Annotated in this window: 29 protein-coding genes and 2 pseudogenes; 3 read left to right on the top strand and 28 right to left on the bottom strand. The window is 36.5% G+C overall.

Going from position 1 to position 21,527, the window contains the following annotated elements:
* Window positions 1-9: 9 nt before the first annotated feature.
* Window positions 10-864: a helix-turn-helix domain-containing protein gene (locus tag K6959_RS17625; protein ID WP_223087175.1), complete on the bottom strand. Its 855-nt coding sequence runs from the start codon at window positions 862-864 to the stop codon at window positions 10-12.
* Window positions 865-1,053: 189 nt separating this feature from the next.
* Between K6959_RS17625 and K6959_RS17620 the strand changes: the two genes are divergently transcribed.
* Complete coding sequence (locus K6959_RS17620) at window positions 1,054-1,413, top strand: hypothetical protein (protein WP_223087174.1); 360 nt, start codon at window positions 1,054-1,056, stop codon at window positions 1,411-1,413.
* Window positions 1,414-1,432: 19 nt separating this feature from the next.
* Window positions 1,433-1,666 carry a tyrosine-type recombinase/integrase gene (locus K6959_RS17615; protein WP_455550341.1) on the top strand — a complete coding sequence of 78 codons (234 nt, stop codon included), beginning with the start codon at window positions 1,433-1,435 and terminating at the stop codon, window positions 1,664-1,666.
* Between the two features lie 88 nt (window positions 1,667-1,754).
* Here K6959_RS17615 and rpsI (K6959_RS17610) read toward each other — a convergent pair.
* The 3 genes and pseudogenes from rpsI (K6959_RS17610) to K6959_RS17600 form a co-directional block, all read right to left on the bottom strand.
* A pseudogene (gene rpsI / locus K6959_RS17610) lies at window positions 1,755-1,823 on the bottom strand (30S ribosomal protein S9); the annotation flags it as partial.
* A gap of 304 nt (window positions 1,824-2,127) precedes the next feature.
* Window positions 2,128-5,322 (bottom strand): DEAD/DEAH box helicase, encoded by a 3,195-nt coding sequence (locus K6959_RS17605; protein WP_223087172.1) that lies wholly within the window; start codon window positions 5,320-5,322, stop codon window positions 2,128-2,130.
* 2 nt (window positions 5,323-5,324) lie between these two features.
* On the bottom strand, window positions 5,325-6,122 hold the full coding sequence (locus K6959_RS17600) for a Hachiman antiphage defense system protein HamA (protein ID WP_223087170.1): 798 nt from the start codon (window positions 6,120-6,122) through the stop codon (window positions 5,325-5,327).
* 370 nt (window positions 6,123-6,492) lie between these two features.
* Between K6959_RS17600 and K6959_RS17595 the strand changes: the two genes are divergently transcribed.
* Window positions 6,493-7,668, top strand: coding sequence for a tyrosine-type recombinase/integrase (locus K6959_RS17595; protein WP_223087169.1), 1,176 nt, complete (start codon window positions 6,493-6,495; stop codon window positions 7,666-7,668).
* 114 nt (window positions 7,669-7,782) lie between these two features.
* Here the strand turns inward: K6959_RS17595 and rpsI (K6959_RS17590) are convergent, their stop codons facing one another.
* The 24 genes and pseudogenes from rpsI (K6959_RS17590) to rplE form a co-directional block, all read right to left on the bottom strand.
* The gene (gene rpsI / locus K6959_RS17590) at window positions 7,783-8,175 is read right to left on the bottom strand and encodes a 30S ribosomal protein S9 (protein ID WP_163241689.1); all 393 of its coding nucleotides are present in this window, start codon (window positions 8,173-8,175) and stop codon (window positions 7,783-7,785) included.
* 20 nt (window positions 8,176-8,195) lie between these two features.
* Window positions 8,196-8,633 carry a 50S ribosomal protein L13 gene (gene rplM, locus K6959_RS17585; protein ID WP_163241687.1) on the bottom strand — a complete coding sequence of 146 codons (438 nt, stop codon included), beginning with the start codon at window positions 8,631-8,633 and terminating at the stop codon, window positions 8,196-8,198.
* 182 nt (window positions 8,634-8,815) lie between these two features.
* The gene (gene truA, locus K6959_RS17580) at window positions 8,816-9,556 is read right to left on the bottom strand and encodes a tRNA pseudouridine(38-40) synthase TruA (RefSeq protein WP_223087167.1); all 741 of its coding nucleotides are present in this window, start codon (window positions 9,554-9,556) and stop codon (window positions 8,816-8,818) included.
* A gap of 39 nt (window positions 9,557-9,595) precedes the next feature.
* A complete protein-coding gene (locus K6959_RS17575) occupies window positions 9,596-10,393 on the bottom strand; it encodes an energy-coupling factor transporter transmembrane component T family protein (RefSeq protein WP_223087166.1) in 798 nt (265 codons plus the stop codon).
* The gene (locus tag K6959_RS17570; RefSeq protein ID WP_163241681.1) at window positions 10,383-11,258 is read right to left on the bottom strand and encodes an energy-coupling factor ABC transporter ATP-binding protein; all 876 of its coding nucleotides are present in this window, start codon (window positions 11,256-11,258) and stop codon (window positions 10,383-10,385) included. Before K6959_RS17570 ends, K6959_RS17575 begins: the two co-directional genes overlap by 11 nt.
* Entirely contained in the window at window positions 11,234-12,073 is an 840-nt protein-coding gene (locus K6959_RS17565; RefSeq protein ID WP_163241678.1) for an energy-coupling factor ABC transporter ATP-binding protein, read from the bottom strand. Before K6959_RS17565 ends, K6959_RS17570 begins: the two co-directional genes overlap by 25 nt.
* A gap of 342 nt (window positions 12,074-12,415) precedes the next feature.
* A complete protein-coding gene (gene rplQ / locus K6959_RS17560; RefSeq protein WP_223087164.1) occupies window positions 12,416-12,778 on the bottom strand; it encodes a 50S ribosomal protein L17 in 363 nt (120 codons plus the stop codon).
* Window positions 12,779-12,854: 76 nt separating this feature from the next.
* Window positions 12,855-13,799 (bottom strand): DNA-directed RNA polymerase subunit alpha, encoded by a 945-nt coding sequence (locus tag K6959_RS17555; protein WP_163241674.1) that lies wholly within the window; start codon window positions 13,797-13,799, stop codon window positions 12,855-12,857.
* Between the two features lie 176 nt (window positions 13,800-13,975).
* The gene (rpsK, locus tag K6959_RS17550; protein WP_163241672.1) at window positions 13,976-14,365 is read right to left on the bottom strand and encodes a 30S ribosomal protein S11; all 390 of its coding nucleotides are present in this window, start codon (window positions 14,363-14,365) and stop codon (window positions 13,976-13,978) included.
* Between the two features lie 22 nt (window positions 14,366-14,387).
* Window positions 14,388-14,753 (bottom strand): 30S ribosomal protein S13, encoded by a 366-nt coding sequence (gene rpsM, locus K6959_RS17545; RefSeq protein ID WP_163241670.1) that lies wholly within the window; start codon window positions 14,751-14,753, stop codon window positions 14,388-14,390.
* 20 nt (window positions 14,754-14,773) lie between these two features.
* Window positions 14,774-14,887, bottom strand: a complete 114-nt coding sequence (gene rpmJ, locus K6959_RS17540) for a 50S ribosomal protein L36 (protein WP_016205879.1) — start codon at window positions 14,885-14,887, stop codon at window positions 14,774-14,776.
* 40 nt (window positions 14,888-14,927) lie between these two features.
* Window positions 14,928-15,146 carry a translation initiation factor IF-1 gene (gene infA, locus K6959_RS17535; RefSeq protein ID WP_163241668.1) on the bottom strand — a complete coding sequence of 73 codons (219 nt, stop codon included), beginning with the start codon at window positions 15,144-15,146 and terminating at the stop codon, window positions 14,928-14,930.
* Window positions 15,124-15,263 (bottom strand): annotated as a pseudogene (locus K6959_RS19955) (KOW domain-containing RNA-binding protein); the annotation flags it as partial. The pseudogene K6959_RS19955 and the gene infA, both read right to left, overlap by 23 nt.
* 129 nt (window positions 15,264-15,392) lie before the next feature.
* Window positions 15,393-16,139 carry a type I methionyl aminopeptidase gene (gene map, locus K6959_RS17530; protein WP_223087163.1) on the bottom strand — a complete coding sequence of 249 codons (747 nt, stop codon included), beginning with the start codon at window positions 16,137-16,139 and terminating at the stop codon, window positions 15,393-15,395.
* A complete protein-coding gene (locus K6959_RS17525; protein ID WP_163241664.1) occupies window positions 16,139-16,789 on the bottom strand; it encodes an adenylate kinase in 651 nt (216 codons plus the stop codon). The genes map and K6959_RS17525 overlap by 1 nt, the downstream gene beginning before the upstream one ends.
* 86 nt (window positions 16,790-16,875) lie before the next feature.
* Entirely contained in the window at window positions 16,876-18,171 is a 1,296-nt protein-coding gene (gene secY / locus K6959_RS17520) for a preprotein translocase subunit SecY (protein WP_223087161.1), read from the bottom strand.
* Window positions 18,171-18,611, bottom strand: coding sequence for a 50S ribosomal protein L15 (rplO, locus tag K6959_RS17515; protein WP_163241660.1), 441 nt, complete (start codon window positions 18,609-18,611; stop codon window positions 18,171-18,173). The genes secY and rplO overlap by 1 nt, the downstream gene beginning before the upstream one ends.
* Before the next feature lie 31 nt (window positions 18,612-18,642).
* Entirely contained in the window at window positions 18,643-18,825 is a 183-nt protein-coding gene (rpmD, locus tag K6959_RS17510; protein WP_163241658.1) for a 50S ribosomal protein L30, read from the bottom strand.
* Between the two features lie 13 nt (window positions 18,826-18,838).
* Window positions 18,839-19,339, bottom strand: a complete 501-nt coding sequence (gene rpsE, locus K6959_RS17505; RefSeq protein ID WP_163241656.1) for a 30S ribosomal protein S5 — start codon at window positions 19,337-19,339, stop codon at window positions 18,839-18,841.
* Window positions 19,340-19,363: 24 nt separating this feature from the next.
* The gene (rplR, locus tag K6959_RS17500) at window positions 19,364-19,726 is read right to left on the bottom strand and encodes a 50S ribosomal protein L18 (protein WP_163241654.1); all 363 of its coding nucleotides are present in this window, start codon (window positions 19,724-19,726) and stop codon (window positions 19,364-19,366) included.
* Window positions 19,727-19,759: 33 nt separating this feature from the next.
* Window positions 19,760-20,296 carry a 50S ribosomal protein L6 gene (gene rplF, locus K6959_RS17495; RefSeq protein ID WP_163241652.1) on the bottom strand — a complete coding sequence of 179 codons (537 nt, stop codon included), beginning with the start codon at window positions 20,294-20,296 and terminating at the stop codon, window positions 19,760-19,762.
* A 32-nt stretch (window positions 20,297-20,328) separates the two neighbouring features.
* Entirely contained in the window at window positions 20,329-20,727 is a 399-nt protein-coding gene (rpsH, locus tag K6959_RS17490; RefSeq protein ID WP_163241650.1) for a 30S ribosomal protein S8, read from the bottom strand.
* Between the two features lie 30 nt (window positions 20,728-20,757).
* On the bottom strand, window positions 20,758-20,943 hold the full coding sequence (locus tag K6959_RS17485) for a type Z 30S ribosomal protein S14 (protein ID WP_163241648.1): 186 nt from the start codon (window positions 20,941-20,943) through the stop codon (window positions 20,758-20,760).
* Between the two features lie 25 nt (window positions 20,944-20,968).
* A complete protein-coding gene (rplE, locus tag K6959_RS17480) occupies window positions 20,969-21,508 on the bottom strand; it encodes a 50S ribosomal protein L5 (protein ID WP_163241646.1) in 540 nt (179 codons plus the stop codon).
* Window positions 21,509-21,527: the final 19 nt, after the last annotated feature.

The raw sequence follows: 21,527 nt of genomic DNA, 5'->3' as shown, positions 1-21,527 counted from the left end.
CTTACGTTATTAAAAAAAAGATTTATATTCTTTCTTTTCATATTCTTCATAATTCAACTCTACAATATCTTTTAATCTTGTACTGATGTCCCGAATAATTTGATCAGCTTCTTCTTTTATCTCTCTATACTCTCTATCTCTTTGTTTTTTATAAGCTTCTGCAGACTCAATACCTCCAAAATTAGGTTTTTTGCTCTGATATTCTTTTTCTAACCTAAAGACATTGTTACTTAACAACCAATTCAAATCACGGATTACTTGCTTCATCACAGGCTTTGTATTTTCATTCATTCTTGATAATAAGTCTAAAATATATAAAATAATATCATTGTTTACATCATTTTCATCTTTATTATCACCTAACAGTAAACTCTGAAGTGTGGGCAAATAGTTTTTTTGAAACACCGATTGTTGTAAAATGGGGAATTCATTATTTAACATATGTGTCGAAAGTAAATCTTCCTCTTTTTCATAATGAATTAACTCCTCAAAATTTGGAATGATTAAAAGTGCAGTATCTGCTAAAACTTTAAAATCTCCTGGCTGATACCTCATCTCTATTAATTCCTTCTCTAACTCAAAAAACTTCTCTTCATTTACTACTTCGTTTAATTCGTAATAATCAAAAACATCTTGCAAGTAATCTGTTATCTCTCCATATAAAATCCAACTAGGTTTTACATTTGTCTTTTCAGATAACAACTGTAAATTTTGAGTGCTAGGAATATTCACTCCCCCTTCCCATGAACTAATACTACTAACAGGTACATCTAATAATTGGCTAAACTCTCTAAGAGTCATTCCTGCATCTTTTCTAATTTTTCTAATTCTCGAACCTATGCTTTTTTTATTGTATTCAAACATCCCTTCACACCTCTCTCGCTTTATTTTTTACATTAACCATTTACGTACTTTTTCTCTTTTTAATATACTTTTAAACCTTTAAAAACTCAAATAAAGCTTTTTATTTGCAAACTAAATTAAATATGTTATTATTTGCGGATTACGTATTTTATAAACGTAATACGTAAATGCTATTTCGGAGATGATTATATGAGTATCAATGTTAAAGATCTAATTGATTTATCAAAGTTAGGAAACACTATGTTGCTTGTTGAGCCACCAGAAGCTTATACAAAATTTGTTGACGGTGAACGGACAGATGAAATTGAAGGTTATAAATATTCCGTTGTTCTAGTTGATCATAATTACGATAAAATCCAAGTGAAAGTTGAAGAACAAACGGCTTCCATTTCCTTGGAAAAAGGAGAAACGGTAAAAGTCCAATTTGAAAACTTAGAAGTTTTTCCTTTCTCCTTTAACAACAGAATTGGGTTATCCTTTAAAGCTAAATCTGTTCATATAAAAAAAAAATATTGGTGCTCAAGGATATCTAGAGTAATTTATCCTTGAGCATCATTAAGGAGCTACAATCGATGGATTCAAACAATCTGAAAGATTAGCCGAGCTTTTAACAAAGGTAGATATTTCAAAAACAACTTTTCATGGGTTACGTGATACACATGCATCATTTTTATTCGCTCAAGACATTGACCTTGTTTATGTATCGGAAAGGTTAGGTCATGTAAACATACAAACGACACAAAATTATTATCTCGAATTAATGCCAGAAAAAAAAAAAACCAGCAAGATGCCGATGCTTTAAATCTGTTAAGTTCTTTATGAGGTTTAAGCCGATTTGAACCAACTTGAACCATAAAACCTTTGTAAACGTTGATGCAATAAGGAATTGATTAACGCTTTGAGAATTGTGGTGCACGACGAGCGCCTTTAAGACCGTATTTTTTACGTTCCTTGAGGCGGGGTGTTTACCTTTTTGTATATCTGTTCATAAACATTGATATTGCAATGTTTATGAACAGCCTTTATATAGAAATTTGTACAAACTTGTCTATATTTATATATAGTTTACATTCAGATTACATTCACTGACCAAAGATTACATTCAATAATGGATGCTCGTAATCCTTATAAAAACATCAAAGTGCTATTAATATTTAATATCCTTTTTAAACCCATAACAACCATTTTAAACGGTTATTATGTTAAAAATAATACTAGATAGAAGTAAAACACAATGTGTATATAAGCACACACGATATGTTTTTAATCTAATCCATTCAACTTCGCCCATACTTTTTTATATTCTTCACCAGAAAGTTTGTTAGAACTAGATGCCTTGTTCCAGTTTTCTAAGTTTAAATCATTTAACCACTTCATTGCCTTTGTTGTTGATGCAGTATCAATATTATTTTCATTTGCAAATAAGACTCCTAATTCATTAGCAATACTTCTTGGAATATTTACCGAGCGCATCAATACCGCTTCACTTGTATTAACACCATAATATATCATTGATGGTAAGTTTTTGATTTTTTTTACATCTTCATGTGTTAAATTTTCATAATCTATACCATTAGCTGGCATTTTTAACATTGAAGATAACCCCCAAGAAGCAGCATTAACAATTTTGGAATAAATTGCTCTACAACATTTTGTTAAAGAATCGCTATCGTCTTGACCAAAATATTTATTTGCAATCTCATTCAGTGTTTTCCCTTCTACCCAATCTGAAATAACATCAGCTAAGTACTTACCAGTAACACTTGATCGTGAAGTTACTTCCTTTAGACTATCTTTTATTTCAGGAATATTAAGCATAATCCCCATTAAATCTTTTAACTCACTACCACTCTTAAATAACCGACTTCTGTCCCACACATTTTGTTGTAACCCTAGAGTACTTAGAGCCCCAATAGTTCTATTGATAGCTTCTGGAGAAAATCCTGTACTGTCAGATAATGTTGAACTAGCTTTTGCATTATTTAATTTAACAGCATACTCTTTAACCTTATTAACTAAAATGCGTTGGCTATTTGTATCTAAAGATTTAAATCCAAAAGTTCTTCTTAAGAAGATTTCAGCATTTGTATTAAAATCTCCTAAATTTTGAGATTGATTATACATATGGGCTAGATATTGTAGGAATTGCGACCATCTTGCATCTCTATAAATAAGTGTTCCTAAGTCACCATTCCCTAACATTTTTAAATCTTCTACCATTTCCAAAAGATTAGAAACTAAATCGTTAGTCGATTGCTTCAAATACTGGATTAATGAATCTAATTCAACTTGTTTACTTCTTTCTTGATCACCAATTACAATACCAACCAATCCTAATGTTCCTTGATCAGCACGTCCTGCTCTACCAACAATATTCCAAAAATCTTTAGTAGGCATTTTAGTTCCATACGGATAATATAAAGAAGCCATTATTACCGTAGAAATAGGAAAGTTAATTCCTTGTGCAATTGTAGTTGTTGCTACTAAAAAATTAATTTTTCGATCTTCCATTAACATTTCCATTAATAAGCGTATATCGTCCGGTAAACCGGCATGATGTACTCCAATGCCTTTATTTAGGAGCTTAATTAAGGCGAAATTTTCACCTAATTCGGCCTCAATATATTTTTTAATTAATATAATTTCATCATCTATTTCGATATCAGGTAAATAACTACTTAATTGATCTGCTAAATCCCAACAATTTTGAGGGGATTGAGCAATGATTAGAACTCCTTTCCTACCGTACATTTGTTTGGCAAAACTCATTGCTATTTTTGTCTTAGTCAAATTACTTCTTGTTTCATCTATTGGTGTCGTATTACTTACATTTAGTATCCCTTCATACTTAATTCTTTCTCTCTCAGTAACTAATGTATGAAATTTAGTTTTCCAAGTTCTAGCTCTTCCTTCGGGATAAATCGCACCAATTAATCGATCATTAGGTTGCCAAGATAATCCTATTCCAATGCTTGCTGGACTATCTGGATCTAACCATTCTGCTATGGCATCACTATTTGGTATAAATGGGGTCAATAGTAATAAATTTGCATTAGGACAATCTTGCTTTAAATTCGCTAGTAATATCTCATAATTTATCCCTCTGTATTCGTCCTCAAGGTTATGTGCCTCATCTATTACAGCTAATGTAAGAGGTCGGTTTATATTTTTCTCTATATTATTTCTAATTAACAGATTCAACTTCTCTGCTGTAGTTACTAAAATATCAAAATCTGTTTCACTTGAATTAAGTAAATTTTCTTCAAAAAGATCTGTATCTAAGGACCCGCTTACTTTAGCAACTTTTATTCCAATTTGTGATAAATCTTTTGTCAGCCTATTAGTAATTTGATTTACTAGAGCTCTAGTAGGTACAACATAAACTACCCAACCTTTTTGCTCTGAAAATAAATTTAATGCTTGTAGAATTCTAAACTCGGCAATAATAGTTTTTCCACTAGAAGTAGGCATATCCACCACAATAGCTTTATGCGCTGGATCAAGCAATCCCTGTTCTAAAATGGCGACTCTTTGAGGATATAAAAGTTCATAAAGAGGTTTTGCGGACTTAGTAATATTATTTACAAAACTGGATATTTTTGCATCTGTTTTTGGAGTAACCATCCATATAGAGTTATGAATCATCTGGTTTAACATACTTTTGAGTAATCTTATAATTAAATTCATTTCTATGTTGGCACTGTTTTCCGAAATTTCTATTGATTTATCTAAATGTAAATCAACGGCTTCCCTTATAGAGCGATTATCCCCATTAATCATGAAAGTAGCAGTTAAATCTATAGCTTTTGATAAATGGTAAATTCCTAGTAATTCAAATGCTCTTGATTTTTTGTTACGGATTTCTACATTATCTAAATACCTTTCTTCAAAACTAGATTGCTCTCTTCTTAGATTAATTATTATTTCAGATACTTTGTTAAGATCATTCCAATCCTTCTTTCTAACTAAAAATAAGAAAGCTTTATATATATTCTTAAATAACCTTAAATCCCACTCGTTATCGTCGACTTCAACATTCCATAAAGATTCATTTTCAATTAAAAACCTTCGCCCATCTTGCCATCTTTGACCTAAATATGCGTATGTAATTAATTTATAAAAATACTTTATTTTGCTTATTTCATCATTAGGAATTGGTAATGCCCGCAACAAAATAAATGCTAATTCACAGGCATTGTAAAAGTCCGACTTTTCTTCTTTATTTTTTAACTTAACATTTTCTAGATCCATAATTACTAATTCAAGCGTATCTAATATTCCTAGTATTTTTTCATTTTCCTCTTCATTTAAGGATGATGAAGAAAATGCAATAAAATTATTCGCAAGTGCATTACTAATTAAACGTAGGTCCGCTATTTTTACACTTTCTACAAACATATCAGTTGGTAATGTATCAATAAGCCAATGTTCCGGTAATCTAACACTCATTCTCATCATCATCACCCCCCCCCATTTATTGCTTTTAACCAATTATCATTTTCCATTTTATAACCACTATATATTGAAATTAACTCAATTTGAATACCATCTGTTATATTATCATTTAATGCTTTAGCTCGACTATATAAATCCTTTTTATTAACATCCGTATCTCTAACTAAGACTCCAACTAATTTTAGTTTTTTATTTACCAAATAATTCCTTAATGCCAAAGCACATTTTTCGTGAAAATCACTCCCATTTTTCGCAACAGCTTTACTCCAAATCCATCTAACCAAAGAAGATCTTTTACTTTCTTCATCTCTTAAAGCTTCCAATTGGTTTATCATTCCTGATTTACCATAGAGAACCTGCGGCGGAGTATTAGTATCATAGGAAGTTTTTACTTCTCCAAATAAAAAGATTACATCTTGATCATCACTGTATAGACCAACTAAATCTGCTCCTGTATCATTACCATTTGGATTCTTAGCATCTCTGGAATTATTATAATGAAATTGTGCTGAAAAGTGATCTTCTAATACACATTCTGCTAAACATTCACCAATTCGCCAGTTATCTTCCTCTTCATTATTTGATAATATTTCTTCAAGATTACTTATATCAAAACCTGTATCTTGCAACGCTTCTTTTGCTCTTTCAACTAGTTCAGAAGTCCAATCTGTATCCAAGAATCGGTTTTTCACCCTGTCTCCAACATATTCAACAAACTTATTTTCTAGAAATAAAATACCTTGAAAAAAAACTGTTTCATCTTGAGCTTCCTTAATATATACCCTTTTTAACATTTCATTCATTTAATCACCCTTTTCTATATGAGTTCATTACTGAATGGATTAACCTTTAATTTTTCGATATTCTTAGAGTATGTTTTCAAAGACTTTTAAGAAGGTTGATGATATTTAGGCAATTTCTAAGGTGAATAAATACTAAAGCGATATCACAGTGCGTTTATTAAAGTTCAGCTTTACCAATACAGAGTAGTATACTCTTTTTCGATAGATGATTTATTCACTAGACTTTTTACCCATATTATAACATATCAGAAAATTAATTCTTCTGATGTCTTCCATTATTCAATATAAAAACAAATCAGTGGATTTTCTATACAGAATTATGTACAATACTTCACGGCTAACTATCAATTCAAAAAGGAGTTTTGTACTATTGGCATCATATAAAAAATATCAATCAAAATCTGGCATACGTTGGCTTGTCCAGATTAGTTTGGGGAAAAATCCGCTGACTGGAAAATATAAAAGTACAACTCGAAGGGGGTTTAAAACTAAGAAAGAAGCAGAAGCTGCTGCAAGAGCAATTCTCACACAACATTCGCGGGGAAATTTTATAACTGAAAATAATATTACTTTTGAGGAAGTATATAACGAGTGGATGTTATTAGAAAAAAAAAGATTGAAACCATCTACGATGCACAGTAAAGCTATGAAATTTAAAAAGCATATTTTACCGTATTTCTCCAAACTGTATATACAAAAAAATAGTGCGGACCATTGTCAGGATTTTATTGATCAGCTTTCGTCTAAGATAAAATCATTTAAAGAATACGGTAATCAGTTAGAGCTGCTATTTCGTTATGCTATTAAGAAAAAGTTAATTGTTAAAAATCCGATGAATGACGTCATCTATCCGTCCGCTCCTGACGAGCAACAATACTCGGGGAAAGGATTAAATGTACTTCACTGGGAAAAGGATACCGTACGATACTTCTTAGAAAAATGCGAGGAAGAATTGACCTTTAGGGAATATACCTTATTCAGAACGCTATTGTTTACTGGTATTAGAAAGGGTGAGTTAGGGGCGCTTCTTGAAAGGGATGTTAACACAGAAAAAATGAGCATCGCGATCAATAAAACACTATTTTGGGAAAATCAAAAATATTTATTGCTTACTCCTAAAACCCCAAACTCTAGAAGAGTCATTTTCCTCGATCAAAAGACATTTGAAGTTCTATTACACTTAAAAGAACTAAATCAAGATTTACGCAATGAGTTTGGCAATCCGGAGATAGAGCATTTCTTATTTCCAATTGTTTCTGACTTAAAACCAATGCGACACTCTTATCCAAATAATTTATTAGAGTCAGCATGTAAAAAGTTTGAGGTAGATAATATTAAAGTTCATGGGCTTAGGCATACACATGCTTCTCTGTTATATGCAGCTGGCGCTCGAATGAAGGATATTCAGAGAAGATTGGGACATGCAAGATTAGCAACAACCATGGATACCTATACGCATCTTACGGAACAGAGTGACAAGCATTTAAATCATCTGCTAATTGAATATCTAAAATCAACGAATAATGGTCCCCAAAAGATACGGTAGTGAATGTAATTAAAATAATTCCAGTCACTTTCCATTCACTGCACCTTTTTTCAATGAAAAAGCCTGCTTGGAATCGAGTTCCAAGCAGGCTCAAACCCAGTAGTATCAAGGGGTTTAACGTTTTGAGAATTGTGGTGCACGACGTGCGCCTTTAAGACCGTATTTCTTACGTTCTTTCATCCGCGCATCACGTGTTAATAAGCCTGCACGCTTTAATGTTGTGCGGTATTCAGGATCAGCTTGCAGTAACGCACGAGCGATGCCGTGGCGAATTGCACCTGCTTGACCTGTATATCCACCACCATGAACATTAACAAGTACATCGTAGCTTCCAAGAGTCTCTGTAGCGACTAATGGTTGTTTTACAATTTCACGTAAAGCTTCAAATGGAATATAGTTTTCGATTTCACGATTATTCACAAAAATACGACCGTCGCCAGGAACTAAACGAACACGAGCAACTGAGCTTTTGCGACGACCAGTACCATAATATTGAACCTTAGCCAAAGTTTTACCCTCCTTAAAAATTATCCGCGAAGTTCGTATACTTCAGGTTTTTGTGCTTGATGTGGATGTTCGCTTCCAGCGTAAACGTGCAACTTTTTGAACATTTGACGACCAAGGATACCTTTTGGAAGCATTCCGCGCACAGCAAGTTCTAACATTTTCTCAGGATATTTTGTACGCATTTCAAGAGCAGTTCTTGATTTTAATCCGCCTGGATATTGACTGTGACGATAGTATAACTTGTCATTAAGTTTGTTGCCTGTTAATTCGATTTTTTCAGCGTTAATAATAATGACATGATCACCAGTATCAACATGTGGTGTGTAAATTGGTTTATGTTTGCCGCGTAAAAGCAAAGCAACTTCAGTTGATAGACGACCTAAAGTTTTACCTTCAGCGTCTACTACGTACCATTTACGCTCTATTTCGTTAGCTTTCGCCATAAACGTTGTACGCATGATTTAACCTCCTAAAAATTAAAAATCTTTCGTTCTGGTTTTATTTAAACACGAATAAGTTTCCGGGGCTTATCGTGGGTTAAAACAATACCACTATGATATAATAGCGTTTTATGATGTACATTGTCAAGGGAAATGTTACACCAGGTTTAGTTGTTATGGAAAATCAGCAATAAATTCTTTCATTCATAATCAACTTTCCATAGATAAAGACCTTGTGGTGCAGCCGTTTTACCCCCTGCACTGCGATCACGCCTTTCGAAAATAGCGGGAATTGATGAAGCTTCTCTTCTTCCAGTCCCTACTTCAAGCAATGTCCCAACGAGAATCCTCACCATATTATATAAAAAGCCGTTGCCGACAAAACGTATCACAAGCATATCGTTTTCTTTTGATAACGTGATCTCTTTCATTGTTCTCACTTTATTTTCTGTCTCTGTCTTTGCTGAGCAAAAGCTAGTAAAGTCGTGCGTGCCAAGCATTAATTTACTTGCTTCCTCCATTTCTTGTAAATCAACTCCATAAGGAAAATGATAAGTATAAAACCGTTTAAAAGGGTCTCTTACTTTATTTAAAAAAATAAAATAGCGATATTCTTTACTAACTGCGTCGAAACGAGCATGGAATTGAGCATCAGTGTTTTTGATGTCAACAACCGTGATGTCCTCTGGAAGAATGCTATTTAATGCCACAGGCCATTTATGAATGGGAATAGATAAGGGAGAATCAAAATGGATTACTTGCCCTTTTGCATGAACCTTTGTATCGGTCCTCCCAGAAGCTGTCACACGAATATGGAGACCTTTATGCAAGTTTGCTAATGCTTTTTCTATTTCTTCTTGAACGGTTCTTTTATTCGGTTGAATTTGGTAACCGAAAAATTGTGCACCGTCATAACTAATTGTACATTTGTATCGCTTCATCCAATATCGCTCCGCTTATCATCTTTCTTGTACAACATGTTACGTTCGTAAAATGACTAATATAACCGTAACTAATCCGAGAGAAAGAAGCATTAACGTATCAAGAATTCCCCAACGAAGCTGTCGATATTTTGTTCTTCCAACACCCCCGCGATAACCTCTTGCTTCCATTGCAACCGCAAGTTCTTCAGCACGTTTGAACGAGCTTACAAATAACGGAATTAATAGTGGGATAACCGATTTCACTCGATCTTTTATAGGACCGCTTGAAAACTCAACACCTCTTGCCATCTGCGCTTTCATAATTTTATCCGTTTCCTGCATAAGTGTAGGAATAAATCGCAATGAAATTGACATCATCAATGCCAGCTCATGAACAGGAAATTTTATTTTTCTTAAAGGATTAAGCAAGCTTTCTAATCCATCTGTAATTTCAATCGGTGTTGTTGTTAATGTAAGCAATGATGTCATCAAAATTAAAAAGAAAAACCGCATTGAAATGAATAACCCTTGCCTTAAGCCTTCTTCATATATTTTAATCCAGCCAAGCTGAAACAGCAGCTCTCCTTCTTTTGTTAAAAATAAATGAAGAAGCAATGTAAAAGCGACTAACCAAAGAACGGGCTTTAAACCAGCATATAAGAAACGAAATTGAATTTTAGATAAAATAATCATAAAAAGCGTAAAAGCACCTAAAACAGCGTAAGTTAGCCCATTATTAGCAATAAAAACGATACCTACAAAGAGGAAAATCAGCAATAATTTTGATCTAGGATCCATTCGATGAACAAGTGAGTCAGCTGGAACGTAACGACCGAAAATAATTTTATCCATCATGGCTGCTGCCTCCATTCAATAAGGCTGTAATGGACTTTGTCAGCTGTTCCATCGTCAAACACGTTTTATTTAGCTTTAACCCCAATTTTTTCTCTAGCTTTAGCTGAAAACGGACAATCTCTGGTACATCTAGCTGAAGGTTCATTAAATTCTCAGGTGAAGAAAAGATTTCCTCAGGCGTTCCTTGCCGATAAACCGATCCTTTGTCCATTACAACGATTTGATCAGCATACTGAGCAGCATCTTCCATACTGTGAGTCACTAATATTGTTGTTAATCCCCGCTCTTGATGAAGCCGATAAAACATCCCCATAATCTCTTTTCTTCCGCGAGGATCTAAGCCTGCTGTTGGTTCGTCCAAAACAATCACATCCGGCTCCATCGCCAGCACTCCAGCAATTGCTACCCGGCGCATTTGTCCTCCAGATAAGTCAAACGGCGATTTTTCTAGTATTTCTTCAGACAAACCGACTTGCTTTATTGCGAGACGAGCCCGCTTCTTTGCTTCTTCCATTTGGACTCCAAAATTAAGTGGTCCAAAGCAGATGTCTTTTTCAATCGTTTCTTCAAACAATTGATGCTCAGGAAATTGAAACACAATTCCAACTTTTTGGCGCACGGTGCGCAAGTTTTTTTCTTTTCGGCCTGCAATGATTTCACGCTCGCCAATGACTACTTTTCCTTTTGTTGGCTTCAACAGTGCATTTAAATGCTGTAGGACTGTTGATTTCCCAGAACCTGTATGACCGATAATTGCTAAATACGTACCAGACGGGATATCAATTGATACATCACATAAAGCAAGGCGTTCAAAAGGAGTATTTGCTTGGTACCGATATTCTACTTGTTGAAGTGAGATATCCATAACTCATTCACCAGCTCTTCTTCATTTAAAAAATGCTTTGACATAAATAAACCTTCTCGTTGCAATGCTTTACTTAATTTCACTGGAAAAGGAATATCGAGACCTAATTCGACTAGCTCTTCGTCCATTTGAAAAATTTCTTCTGGGCTGCCTTCTCGGTATACTTGACCTTTATTCATTACAATAATGCGATCCGCCTTTGCTGCTTCCTCTAAATCATGTGTGATAGATATGACAGTAATTTCACTGTTATTTTTCAACTCTCGTACCGTATTCAATACTTCTTCTCGGCCTCGCGGATCAAGCATAGATGTAGCCTCATCTAAGATAATAATAGCTGGACGCAATGCTAACACACCTGCGATAGCAACTCGCTGTTTCTGTCCCCCAGATAGATGGTGCGGCTCTTGATTGAGAAATTGATCCATCTTTACCTTCTCTAAGGCTGTATGAACTCTTTCAATCATGATTTCCCGAGGTACACCGCCATTTTCTAAACCAAAAGCCACATCATCCTGCACAGTTGTGCCGACAAACTGATTATCTGGGTTTTGAAAGACCATCCCGATTTTTTTGCGAATCTCCCATACCGACACTTCAGTTAGTTCCATATCGCATACAACAATTTTCCCCGCTTGAGGAAAATGCAAGCCGTTCAATAGTTTTGCCAGCGTTGATTTTCCCGAACCATTATGTCCAACAATCGCTAACCATTCCCCTTCGAACACTTCAAGCGATACATCCTTTAAGGCAAATCCTTGCTCTGTATCGTATTGAAAAGAAACGTTTTGTATACTTACAAGTCGCTTTCCCATCATGTTCCTCCCCTAAAACTCAGCTTTCTAGTCTAAACTAGCTCGTCATTTATTTTTATTTTTCAAACGATTGGAGAGTTCGTTTCCTATGTATTTCATGACAATATAAAAAAGCCTGCACCCCTTCCTCGTCTTTGCTAGAATACGGGAGAGGTGCATGAGCTAGACGGGATATAAGTTTTTTTAAATCTTATACTCATCGTAGCGCTCTTTTTTGGCTGTTCATCGATCTACCTATTTTTTACTGAATAATTTTGTAGGTTCATCACAAATAATAACGATAAAAGAACAAGGGCATAGCCAGCTCAGTAAACTGTCCTGCCCTTGTATAATGGTTAAAAATTAAACTAGTTCGATAATTACCATTGGTGCACCGTCACCGCGACGAGGACCAATTTTCATGATGCGTGTATATCCGCCTTGACGCTCTTCATAACGAGGAGCAATATCAGAAAACAGCTTTTGTAATGCATCTTGCTTTTTTTCCTCTTCTGCTACTACATTGCGAATGTAAGCAGCTGCTTGGCGGCGAGCATGCAGGTCGCCTCGTTTTCCTAAAGTAATCATTTTTTCCACAACTGAACGAAGTTCTTTTGCGCGAGCTTCAGTTGTTTCAATACGTTCATTTTTGATTAAGCTTGTTGTTAAATCACGAAGCATTGCTTTTCGCTGTGCGCTTGTGCGCCCTAACTTTCTGTAAGCCATGAAGGGTTCCCTCCTTTGTTGAAGTCATTTAAGCTCCTATCTAACGGAAAAAATGCCTAGTCAAACAAACTGCTAACTAGTCATCTTTACGTAAGCTTAGTCCGAGCTCGTCTAGTTTTGATTTCACTTCTTCAAGTGATTTACGTCCTAAATTACGTACTTTCATCATATCTTCTTCAGTTTTATTTGATAACTCTTGAACAGTGTTAATTCCAGCACGTTTTAAGCAGTTGTATGAACGAACAGAAAGATCAAGTTCTTCAATTGTCATTTCTAACACTTTTTCTTTTTGATCTTCCTCTTTTTCAACCATAATTTCTGCATTTTGCGCTTCATCTGTTAAACCGACAAAAATATTTAAATGCTCATTTAACACTTTAGCGCCAAGAGCAATCGCTTCTTTCGGCCCAGTGCTTCCATCCGTCCAAACATCAAGCGTTAGCTTGTCATAGTTCGTCATTTGGCCCACACGTGTATTCTCTACCTGGTAAGTCACACGTGAAACTGGAGTGTAGATGGAGTCGATTGGAATAACCCCGATTGGTTGATCCTCTCGTTTGTTTTGATCAGCAGGCGTATAGCCCCGACCACGTCTTGCAGTTAAACGCATCTGTAAATGGCCATTTGTAGCTAAAGTTGCAATGTGTAGATCAGGATTTAAAATTTCCACATCACTATCATGCGTAATGTCAGCTGCAGTTATAACTCCTTCACCCTGTACATCAATTTCAAGCGTCTTTTCTTCATCAGAGTAGATTTTCAGTGCTAATTTCTTTATGTTTAAAATAATTGATGTCACATCTTCAACGACGCCCTCAATTGTTGAAAACTCATGCAGTACCCCATCTATTTGAATAGATGTAATAGCGGCACCTGGGAGTGAGGATAAAAGGATACGACGTAAGGAGTTACCCAAAGTTGTACCATATCCACGCTCAAGTGGCTCTACGACGAACTTTCCGTACTTGGCATCATCGCTGATCTCAACCGTTTCAATTTTTGGTTTTTCTATTTCGATCATCAAAATATACCCTCCTTCAAAACGTCGAAACCCCGGCTAGATTTTACTTTTTTCCTAACCGAAATTCCCCCATAAATACGTTCCCGCTTGTGCACAACAACTGGAATAATTATACTGTATCACAAAAAAGTATCATAACCCATTATAGACAGAGTTACAAAATCTATACAGACAAATTAAACACGACGACGTTTTGGTGGACGGCATCCGTTATGTGGAACAGGAGTAACGTCTTTTATCGCTGTAACTTCCAAACCTGCTGCCTGAAGTGCACGAATAGCAGCTTCACGACCTGCTCCAGGTCCTTTAACCGTTACTTCAAGAGATTTCATTCCGTGCTCAATTGATGTTTTTGCTGCAGTTTCAGCAGCCATTTGTGCAGCAAAAGGTGTTGATTTACGTGAACCTTTAAAACCTAACGCACCTGCACTAGACCATGAAACAGCATTACCATGAACGTCAGTAATAGTAACGATCGTGTTATTAAATGTTGAACGAATATGTGCAATACCACTTTCAATATTCTTTTTCACACGACGTTTGCGTGTATTTGTTTTACGTGCCATTTAATTAGTACCTCCTTTACAATTATTTCTTCTTATTCGCAACTGTCTTACGAGGACCTTTGCGTGTACGAGCATTGTTTTTTGTATTTTGACCACGAACTGGTAATCCGCGACGATGACGGAGACCACGATAACTTCCAATTTCCATTAAACGTTTAATGTTAAGAGATACCTCACGGCGAAGGTCACCTTCTACCTTAAGTTTATCAATGATATCACGGATTTTGTTTAACTCTTCTTCTGTTAAATCACGTACGCGAGTATCTTCTGAAACTCCTGCTTCAGCTAATACTTTTTGTGCTGTTGATTTACCAATACCATAAATATATGTTAATGAAATAACCACTCGTTTCTCACGTGGTATATCCACACCTGAAATACGTGCCATAAAATTGCGCACCTCCTTTATTAACCTTGTTTTTGTTTATGCTTAGGGTTTTCACAAATAACCATAACTTTGCCTTTTCTACGAATAATTTTACATTTTTCACAGATCGGCTTGACAGATGGTCTGACTTTCATTATCAACCTAACCTCCTTAATAGTACGGAGTGCATTCGCATTATTTGAAGCGGTAAGTAATTCTTCCGCGTGTTAAATCATATGGAGATAGCTCAACTGTAACTTTATCACCAGGCAAGATACGAATAAAATGCATTCGAATTTTTCCTGAGACGTGAGCTAACACTGTATGACCATTTTCTAATTCTACCTTAAACATTGCATTTGGCAAAGTATCTACTACTGTGCCTTCTACTTCAATAACATCGTCTTTCGCCATCGAACTTGTCTCCCTTCACCAAATTCGTTAATCTTTCATGCCCTTTGCAAATGCAAAGCGTAGCTTTCCGTTTGTTACACGACTAGATTCACTAAAACTGTTCTGAACTTCTGGGGATCAATAGTCTAATCATTCGTGCATCAACCCATTTTACCACAATACGAACATAACTAAAATCCCGTCCCTTATCTAAAGACCAAATCGTTAGGGACACGAAGCAGAATCGATTCAATCAATCACTTACATTTAGGCTTTCGTTAAAATTTCGTAACCTGTTTCAGTGATAGCAACAGTATGCTCGTAATGAGCACACATTTTTCCGTCAATCGTTACAACTGTCCAATGATCAGCTAACGTATTGACATATCGACTCCCTGCATTCACCATCGGTTCAATTGCCAGTACCATTCCCGGCTTTAGCTGCGGACCTTTATTAGGCGGACCATAATGCGGGATTTGCGGATCCTCATGTAAGTCTTGACCTATTCCGTGCCCGACATACTCGCGTACTATGGAAAAGCCGTTAGCTTCCACACACATTTGAATCGCATGGGAGATGTTCGATAGACGTGCACCCGGTTTTGCTTCTTCCAGGCCTTTGTAAAGCGACACTTCAGTTACCTCTAATAAATATTCGGTATCTGAATCAATTTTTCCAACAGGATATGTCCATGCAGAATCACCGTGATAGCCGTTATACTTAGCACCGATGTCAATACTAATAATGTCGCCTTCTTCTAAAACACGATCACTTGGTATACCGTGCACAAGTTCATTGTTAACCGAAGTACAAATACTGCCACGAAAACCATTATATCCTTTGAATGAAGGAGTTGCATCATGCTTGCGAATAAAATTTTCGGCAATGACATCTAGTTCCTTTGTCGTCATGCCTGGAACGATATGCTTCTGTAACTCCTTGTGTGTTAAGGCGACAATACGCCCAGCTTTGCGCATAACCTCAATTTCACGAGGCGTTTTGCATATGATCATTAATTTAAGCCCCCGAGTAACTGCTCAACATCTGTAAACACTTTATCAATATGTTGCTGGCCATCAATATTTCGCAAATAGCCTTTTTCTTTATAAAAACTTAACAAAGGTTGCGCTTGATTCATGTTTACTTCTAAACGATTTTTAACTGTTTCCTCATTATCATCAGCACGTTGATACAATTCTCCGCCGCAACGGTCACAAACACCTGTTTTTGATGGCGGATTAAATAAGAGATGATATGTTGCACCGCAGCTTTTACATATACGTCGCCCCGTTAACCGTTCTGTTAAAATGCTTTGATCCACATTAATGTTAATCACGTAATCAATGCTTTTATTTAGGTCAGCAAGAATATTTTCGAGCGCCTCTGCTTGAGCAACTGTTCTCGGAAAACCATCAAGAAGAAAGCCTTTTTCACAATCACCTTTTCCTAACCGCTCACGAACAATTCCAATTGTTACTTCATCAGGAACAAGTTCTCCTTTATCCATAAAAGCCTTTGCCTTTAAGCCTAGTTCTGTTCCTTCGCTTATTGCTGCTCGGAACATATCGCCTGTCGAAATATGAGGGATATGATGTTTTTCGACAATCTTTTCGGCTTGTGTACCTTTACCTGCACCTGGAAGACCCATTAAAACTAAGTTCATGCATTTCTCCCCCCCAGTCTAGTAGATTGATTTAGTTAGAAAACTAGGCAGAAGCTTATATGCTTCAGCCGAAGTTTTCTCTTTACTCACTTTATAAAGCCTTTATAATGACGTTTGACAAGCTGTGATTCAAGCTGTTTCATCGTTTCAAGAGCAACTCCAACAACGATGAGCAAGCTCGTTCCACCGATTTGGGCTGACGATGGCAGTCCTGCAAACTTGATGAAAAATACTGGGAGGACGGAAATGACTGCCAAGAAGATTGATCCGACAAAAGTGAGACGATATAACACTTTAGTCAAGTATTCTTGCGTGTTTTTCCCCGGTCTAATCCCCGGAATATACCCGCCTTGCTTCTTTAAATTATCAGACATTTGTTCAGGATTTACTTGGACAAATGCATAGAAATACGTAAAAGCAATAATTAAAGCAATATAAATGATCATCCCAATAGGTTTTGAATAGTCAAAATTACGTTGAATCCAAAGGGTTACATCATTTGTACCAAAAAAAGATGCAATTGTTGGCGGTGTTATAATAAAGGACATCGCAAAGATGACAGGAATAACCCCAGCCGCATTCACTTTTAATGGTAAATGCGTTGCTTGACTACCGATTGTATTTTTCCCAACAGCTTGCCGTTTCGCATATTGAATCGGAATTTTTCGTAATGCTTGTTGAATAAAAATAACAGCAACAATTAAAGCGATAACAGCAAGAACAATTAATACAACGGTAACTATTCGTAAAAATAGTTCTTCCCCAGCATTCTCAAATTGTTGAGCATAAATTTGGTTGATTGTAGAAGGAATACCTGCAACGATTCCTGCAAAGATAATAATCGATATTCCATTACCTACACCTTTTGCTGTGATTTTTTCACCAAGCCACATTAAAAAGGCCGTACCAGCAGTTAATACTATTGCAATTAACAAATAAGTTGTTATACCAGGATCTTCGATAAGTCTGCCCTGTGCCATAGTGTTAAAGCCATATGACATTCCCAAAGCTTGGATAAATCCAAGTACAATTGTAAAATATCGAGTAAACTGAGCTAACTTACGGCGCCCTACTTCACCTTGTTTTGACCACTCCGTAAATTTAGGGACTACGTCCATTTGTAACAACTGAATGATAATCGAAGCTGTAATGTAAGGCATAATCCCCATTGCTAAAATAGAAAAGTTAAACAATGCACCGCCGCCGAATGTGTTAAGAATACCGAAAACGTTCATTTGGTCTTCTGCTTTTAACAAATCGGCATTTACATGGGGTACAGGAATAAAAGCACCGATACGAAATACAATCAACATTAAAAGGGTGAATATGATTTTTTTTCTTATATCACCCACGCGCATAAAATTGGAGATTGTTCGAAGCATTAAATCACCTCAGTTTTACCGCCGGCAGCTTCAATCGCTTCCTTCGCAGTAGAGGAGAATTTATGTGCTTTAACTGTAAGCTTTTTCTCAACATTTCCTTTAGCAAGGATTTTCACTCCACTTTTCTCCTTGCTAACAATACCAGTCTCAATTAAAAGCTCAGGAGTTACTTCTGTCCCGTCTTCGAAGCGATTTAAAGTTTCAAGGTTTACGATTGCATACTCTTTACGATTAATATTCGTAAAACCGCGTTTTGGCAAGCGTTGAAAAAGCGGAGTTTGACCACCTTCGAAACCTGGACGCACTCCACCTCCAGAACGAGAGTTTTGACCTTTTTGACCTCTGGTAGAAGTCTTGCCATGACCAGAACCAGGACCGCGTCCTACACGTTTACGCTCTTTACGAGAACCTTCAGCATGTTTTAATTCATGAAGTTTCATTTGGGCACCTCCTTATGAACGAAAAATTAATTTATTGTTCTTTAACCGTAACAAGGTGAGCAACTTTATTGATCATTCCGCGAATGGCTGGATTATCTTGATGCTCAACTGTTTGATTTAATTTGCGCAAGCCTAGAGCCTTAACTGTTTCGCATTGATCTTTTGAACGACCAATAACACTTCTAGTGAGGGTAATTACTAATTTATTTGCCATTTTATTTCCCTCCTTATCCTAACAGTTCTTCCACTGATTTTCCACGTAACTTTGCTACTTCCTCTGCACGCTTTAATTGTTTTAAACCATCAACTGTAGCACTAACCATGTTGATTGGTGTACTAGAGCCTAAAGATTTAGAAAGAATATCTCCGATACCAGCAAGTTCGAGAACCGCACGAACTGGTCCACCAGCGATAACTCCTGTACCTTCAGCAGCTGGTTTTAAAAGAACTTCTCCTGCACTGAAATGTCCAATTACTTCGTGTGGAATTGATGTACCTACAATAGGTACATGGATTAAGTTTTTCTTAGCATCCTCAATCGCTTTACGAATAGCATCAGGTACCTCTTGTGCTTTACCTGTACCGAAACCAACGTAACCATTTTTATCTCCAACAACAACTAGAGCAGAAAAACGAAAGCGACGACCACCTTTCACAACCTTCGCAACACGGTTAACTGTTACTACACGTTCTTCAAGTTCAAGTTTACTTGGGTCAATTCGACGCATCTTTTAATTTCCCTCCTTTGTCTATTAAAATTGTAAGCCGTTTTCACGAGCAGCTTCTGCTAGTGACTTTACTCTTCCGTGATAAAGATAGCCTCCACGATCAAAAACAACTGAATTATAGCCTTTCTCTACAGCACGCTTTGCAACTAATTCTCCGACCTTTGCAGCAGCCTCGATATTACCTGTAGCTTCAAGACTAACTTCTTTGTCTAAAGTAGAAGCACTTACAAGAGTAACTCCGCTCGCATCGTCTATAAGCTGGGCATAAATGTGTTTGTTTGAACGGAACACATTTAAACGCGGACGAGCTTCAGTGCCGCTTAACTTTGAACGAACACGAGCGTGTCTTTTTTTGCGAACGACGTTTTTGTCAAGCTTTGTGATCATTTACGTCACTCCTTTCCTTTTACCTAGGCGGCATTACTTACCTGTTTTCCCTTCTTTACGGCGTACATATTCGCCTTCATAACGAATTCCTTTGCCTTTATATGGCTCAGGCGGACGAACAGCGCGAATGTTAGCTGCTAATTCACCAACACGTTCTTTATTAATACCTTTAACAATTACTTTTGTATTGACAGGAACATCTATTTCAATTCCGTCTTCAGGATCAAATTCAACTGGATGCGAGTATCCGATATTTAATACTAGTTTCTTACCTTGCTTTTGAGCACGATAACCAACCCCGATTAATTCAAGAGTCTTTTCGAAACCTTTTGATACTCCTTCAACCATGTTTGCAAGCACTGAACGTGTCGTTCCATGCAATGCACGGTGTTGTTTAGCATCTGACGGACGAGACACTAAAATGTGATTCTCTTCTATTTTTATTTCCATTTCAGGATTAAAGGAATATGTTAATTCTCCTTTTGATCCTTTTACTGTAACAACATTATCATCCATTGTAACAGTTACTCCAGACGGAATTTCAATTGGCTTTTTACCTATACGTGACATTTACTGCACCTCCATTCGTTAAAAACATAAGATTACCAAACGTATGCTAAAACTTCTCCACCAACTTGTTTTGAACGAGCTTCTTTGTCGCTAAAAACGCCTTGTGAAGTCGAAACGATTGCAATCCCTAAACCATTTAGAACACGTGGAACTTCATTTGCCTTCGCATAAACACGCAAACCTGGTTTGCTGATGCGTTTAAGACCTGTTATCACACGCTCATTGTTCGGACCGTATTTTAAGAAAATGCGGATAATTCCTTGTTTGTTATCCTCGATGTATTCAACGTCACGAATAAAACCTTCACGCTTTAAAATTTCAGCGACTTCCTTTTTCACGTTAGAGGCTGGAACCTCTAATTTTTCGTGACGAACCATGTTCGCATTACGAATACGTGTAAGCATATCTGCAATTGGATCTGTCATGACCATTTAATTTACCTCCTTCCCAGATTCACAGGTTTACCAGCTGGCTTTTTTTACACCAGGAATTTGCCCTTTATATGCAAGTTCACGGAAACAAATACGGCAAAGCTTAAATTTACGGTACACTGAGTGTGGACGTCCACAACGTTCGCAGCGTGTATATTCTTGAACCTTAAATTTAGGCTTACGCTTTTGTTTTATGACCATTGATTTTTTAGCCACGTTTTCGCCTCCCTCTATTTAGAGATTACTTTTGGAATGGCATTCCGAATTGAGTTAAAAGTTCACGAGCTTCTTCATCAGTTTTTGCTGTGGTAACAATAACAATATCCATGCCACGCACTTTTGTTACTTTATCATAATCAATCTCAGGAAATATTAATTGTTCTTTAATCCCTAAAGTGTAGTTACCGCGTCCATCAAAAGATTTTTTCGATACTCCGCGAAAGTCGCGAACACGTGGAAGGGATACTGAAATTAATTTGTCAAAAAACTCATACATGCGCTCTCCACGAAGTGTAACTTTCGCCCCAATTGGCATTCCTTCGCGCAGTCGGAAACCTGCAATTGAGTTTTTCGCTTTCGTTACAACAGGCTTTTGACCTGAAATTAAGGAAAGCTCTTCAACCGCTTTATCCAACGCTTTTGCATTTTGAACAGCATCACCAACACCCATATTGATGACGATTTTATCGATACTAGGTACTTCCATTACTGATTTATAGTTAAACTTGCTCATTAGAGCAGGTGTAATTTCTTTTTTGAACTTTTCTTTCATGCGGTTCATTTCGGATACCTCCCTTCTT

It is taken from the genome of Bacillus aquiflavi (assembly GCF_019915265.1).
In the GTDB taxonomy this organism is placed as follows: Bacteria; Bacillota; Bacilli; order Bacillales; family Cytobacillaceae; genus Bacillus_BT; species Bacillus_BT aquiflavi.
This window is presented reverse-complemented; position numbering and strand designations above follow the sequence as displayed.